The organism is Mesorhizobium sp. M1A.F.Ca.IN.020.03.2.1 (assembly GCF_004023205.1).
Lineage (GTDB): Bacteria > Pseudomonadota > Alphaproteobacteria > Rhizobiales > Rhizobiaceae > Mesorhizobium.
The window spans coordinates 1-3775 of sequence record NZ_RZSV01000340.1 but is presented as its reverse complement, the minus strand read 5'-3'; the positions used below and the strand labels follow the sequence as shown (position 1 = coordinate 3775).

The following is a 3775-nucleotide window of genomic DNA, read 5'->3' as shown; positions in this document are numbered from 1 at the left end:
GCTCAGACAGCTCCAAGACGGCCTTGGCGGAGGCCGCGCCGTAGTCGTCGTCGATCTGGTAGTTGAGCTCGATGGCGCCATTGACGGCACGCTTGGGCTCGCCGACGAAACGGATCGTCGGCGGTTTGTCCGGGATGATGGCGAAGGCCCAGTGGCCGAGATCGTCCTCGCCGGTCTTGAGCCGCAGCGTGCCGTTGTTGTTCAGCTTGCCGGAGAACTGGCGCACTTTGAGCCCGGCTGGGGACCCCGGCTGTGCCGCGGCTGGCGTGGCGCCCTTCGGCGCAACCGGCTCGATGGCGCGATCATTGCCGTTCGCGTCGGCATAGCTCAGCGTTTCTTCGCCGGTTCCGCCAGTGACGCGCAGCGAGACGTCGCTGCCCTCAGGGACGCTGAAGACCTGCGCGGCCTGGTTGACGTCGGCGGTCAAGAACAGCGGCGGCTTGCCGGTATAGGAAGGCGGCGTCACCCAGGCATCGATGCGGGGCGGCACGCTATCGCGCGCGGCGCTGGCGACGAAGCCGTCGCTGATCCTGCCGCCGAAAGGTCCGAACGAGAAGGCAAAAGCGGTGACGAACAGCAGCCCCACCACAGCCCGCAGGCCCCAGCGGTCGTAATCCGGCACGCTTGTGCGCGGCCTGTCGCCGCCCAGGTCGGAGAGCCGCTCGGCCATGCGCTTCTGGTGCTCGCGCCACAGCGCCTGCGAGAAGAGGCTCTCCGCGCCGCTCGGCCGGTCGGTCTGCACCTGCACGGGGCTGTGCAGCAGCTCGTTCGCTGCCTCGATGCGCCGGTCGACCTCGGCGACGGACGGAATGCGGAAGAAGCGCAGCGCAAAGAGCGCGGCGAGCGCCGAGATGGAGAAGAGGATCAGGAGGCCGATCCGCGCCAGATCCGGCAGGCGCTGGAACAAGCCCAGCCACGCGACACTGAGGAACAGGCCGGCGACCACCGCCAGCGGCAACAGCAACGGCCAGCCGCGCTCGAAGATCATCGAGGCCCGCGTCGCCAGCCGGCTCAAGGCAAGGCGCCCGGCCAGACCGCGTTCGCCGCTGGAAATGGGTCGTTCCGTCATCGGCCCTTCCTGCCCGGGCAGGATCGCCCGGACCTCATGAGCAGAGGATAACACCAAACACGGCGAAGGCGAGGCGAGTTCCAAAATCTGTGACGGGTTCGCCGCCTTTACGATCAGAAATTCGCGGGATTCGTGTTGGATCCGCAGACCAGGACGGCCACGCGCTCGCCGGGAGCCGGCGCGTAGCGGCCGGAAAGCATCGCGGCAAAGGCAGCGGCCCCGCCCGGCTCGGCGATGATTTGCGCGCGCTCCCAGAGCGCTTTCTGCGCCGCCACGATGTCGTCGTCGCTGACCAGGATCGAGCGCTCGACGAAAGCTTTCGCGATCGGGAACATCATTTCGCCGACGCGCTTCGGCGCCAGCGAATCGGCGGCGATGCCCTCCGCCGGTGCATCGACCGGCTTGCCGGCTTCGAAGGCGCGGTGAAGCGTCGGCGCGCCCTCGGGCTCGATGGCGATGATGCGGATGCGGCCAGCGAACCAGGCGGCGATGCCGCCGATCAGGCCGCCGCCGCCGACCGCGACAAGCAGTGTGTCGATCTCCGGCAGATCGGCTTCGATCTCGAGCCCGAGAGTGCCTTGGCCGATGAGCGTCTCTTCCTGGTTGAACGCGTGGATCTGCAGGGCGCCGGTTCGTTCGGCAAAATCCTCGCTGGCGGCCAGCGCCTCGGCATAGCGCGCACCGCCGACCACCAACTCGGCGCCGTAGCCGCGGATGCGCGCGAGCTTTGCCGGCGGGCTGACCTCGGGCACGAAGATGGTGGCCCTGTGCCCGAGCTTCATGGCGGCATAGGCGACGGCGGCGCCATGATTGCCGCCGGAGGCGGCGACCACACCCGCTGCGGGCACCTGCCGCTCGAGCAGGTTGGTGAAGGCGCCGCGCGCCTTGAACGAGCCGGAATGCTGCAGACATTCGAGCTTCAGATCGACTGGAAAGGCCGGCCGGCCGAAGTCAGCCATGTCGACGCGCAGCACCGGCGTGTGGCGGACGAAAGGGCGGATGTGCGGTTCCACCGCGGCGATGCGTCCGCGCGTGATAGCTCCAGTCTCCAGCATGGCTTGCTCCTTTGAGCGCGGGACCCTCGTGCTTCTATTTCAGCCACTCGGGCAATGAATCCAGCCCGATCAACTCCTCATGGGTCGGGCGCGGCCGCACGACGTGAAAACGGTCGCCGTCGACCAGCACTTCCGGCACCAGCAGCCTTGTGTTGTAGGTGCCGGCCTGCACGGCGCCGTAAGCTCCAGCGGTGGCGACGGCGATGAGGTCGCCAGGATTCAGCCTGGGGAGGTCGCGGTCGAGGCCGAGGAAATCGCCTGTCTCGCAGACCGGCCCGACGATATCGACCGTCATGCGCGGCGTGGCGGCCGGCGGCTGCACCACCGGCTTGATGTCGTGGAAGGCATCGTAGAGCGTCGGCCGGATCAGGTCGTTCATGGCGGCGTCGACGACGAGGAAGTTCTTGGCGTCGCCTTCCTTCACATAGATCACTTCCGAGACCAGGATGCCGGCATTGCCGACGATCAGCCGGCCAGGCTCGAACATCACCTTCAGGCCGAGCCGGGTGACATGCTTCCTGACGATCTCGGCATAGGCGTCGGGCAAGGGCGGCGGGCTGTTGTCGACGCGGTACGGAATGCCGAGGCCGCCGCCGAGATCGACATGCTCGATTGAATGCCCGTCGGCGCGCAGCACGCCGACCAGTTCCACCAGCAGCGCGAAAGCGTCGTCGAAAGGCTGCAGCTCGGTGATCTGGCTGCCGATATGGGTGTCGATGCCGGTGACCTTGATGCCCGGCAGCTCCGCCGCGCGGGCATAGACCTGGCGCGCCCGCTGCCACGGGATGCCGAACTTGTTCTCGGCCTTGCCGGTGGAGATCTTCTTGTGGGTCCTGGCGTCGACGTCCGGGTTGATGCGCAGCGAGACGGGTGCCACCTTGCCGAGCGCTGTGGCGCGCGCCGACAGCAGTTCGAGTTCGGGTTCGGACTCGACGTTGAAGCAGAGGATGCCGGCATTGAGGGCGAAGTCCATTTCCCGCGCGGTCTTGCCGACGCCGGAAAACAGGATCTTGCTCGCGGGGATGCCGGCGGCCAAGGCGCGCCGCAGTTCACCTTCCGACACCACGTCGGCGCCGGCGCCTTGTCTTGCCAAGGTCTTCAGCACGGCCTGGTTGGAATTCGCCTTCATGGCGTAGCAGACCAGCGCGTCGAGACCGGCAAAAGCTTCCTTGAAGACGCGGAAATGCCTGGTCAGGGTCGCGGTCGAATAGCAGTAAAACGGCGTGCCGACGCTGGCGGCGATATCGGGGATTGCCACATCCTCGGCGTAGAGAACGCCGTCGCGGTAGTCGAAATGGTTCACGGGGAGAGGTCCGAAAATTGGAGCGCGATGAGATCGGATGATCTCCTCGGCTCTAGAGCAAGGGGTCGAGAATGAACTTCTTGTCCTTGACCGGTTTCTCAGGCTCGGGCGGCAGCGGCTGTTTGGCTCGCTCCGCATCCTTGCGCGCCTGCACGGCAGCCTCGTAAGGCGTATCGAGGCCGCCTCTCCTGCCGCAGGCCGTGACGGTGACAACCGCCGCCAGCAGCGCGAGCGTCACCAAAATCCTGCCTCGGGTCATCGATCCATCCGTTCGAAACTGTTTTGTCCAGCCGCGCTTTTAGCCGAGTTTTCGGCGCATTGCATCCCGGCAAAATCAAGCCCCAAGAA

Annotated in this window: 4 protein-coding genes; all 4 read right to left on the bottom strand. The window is 66.6% G+C overall.

What is annotated here, in order from left to right; translation table 11 throughout:
- A partial coding sequence (locus EOA79_RS30060; protein ID WP_245489960.1) for a DUF4175 family protein occupies positions 1-1069 on the bottom strand: 1069 nt, incomplete at its 3' end.
- A 113-nt stretch (positions 1070-1182) separates the two neighbouring features.
- Positions 1183-2124 (bottom strand): threonine/serine dehydratase, encoded by a 942-nt coding sequence (locus EOA79_RS30055; RefSeq protein ID WP_095823974.1) that lies wholly within the window; start codon positions 2122-2124, stop codon positions 1183-1185.
- Between the two features lie 34 nt (positions 2125-2158).
- Positions 2159-3427 carry a diaminopimelate decarboxylase gene (gene lysA, locus EOA79_RS30050; RefSeq protein WP_095823973.1) on the bottom strand — a complete coding sequence of 423 codons (1269 nt, stop codon included), beginning with the start codon at positions 3425-3427 and terminating at the stop codon, positions 2159-2161.
- Positions 3428-3479: 52 nt separating this feature from the next.
- Entirely contained in the window at positions 3480-3686 is a 207-nt protein-coding gene (locus EOA79_RS30045) for a lipoprotein (protein WP_066990222.1), read from the bottom strand.
- Positions 3687-3775 lie beyond the last annotated feature (89 nt).

Bases quoted from the DNA above. Each gene is read 5' to 3' on its own strand.
- EOA79_RS30055 (WP_095823974.1), bottom strand. From the start codon at position 2,124: ATGCTGGAGACTGGAGCTATCACGCGCGGACGCATCGCCGCGGTGGAA.
- EOA79_RS30045 (WP_066990222.1), bottom strand. From the start codon at position 3,686: ATGACCCGAGGCAGGATTTTGGTGACGCTCGCGCTGCTGGCGGCGGTT.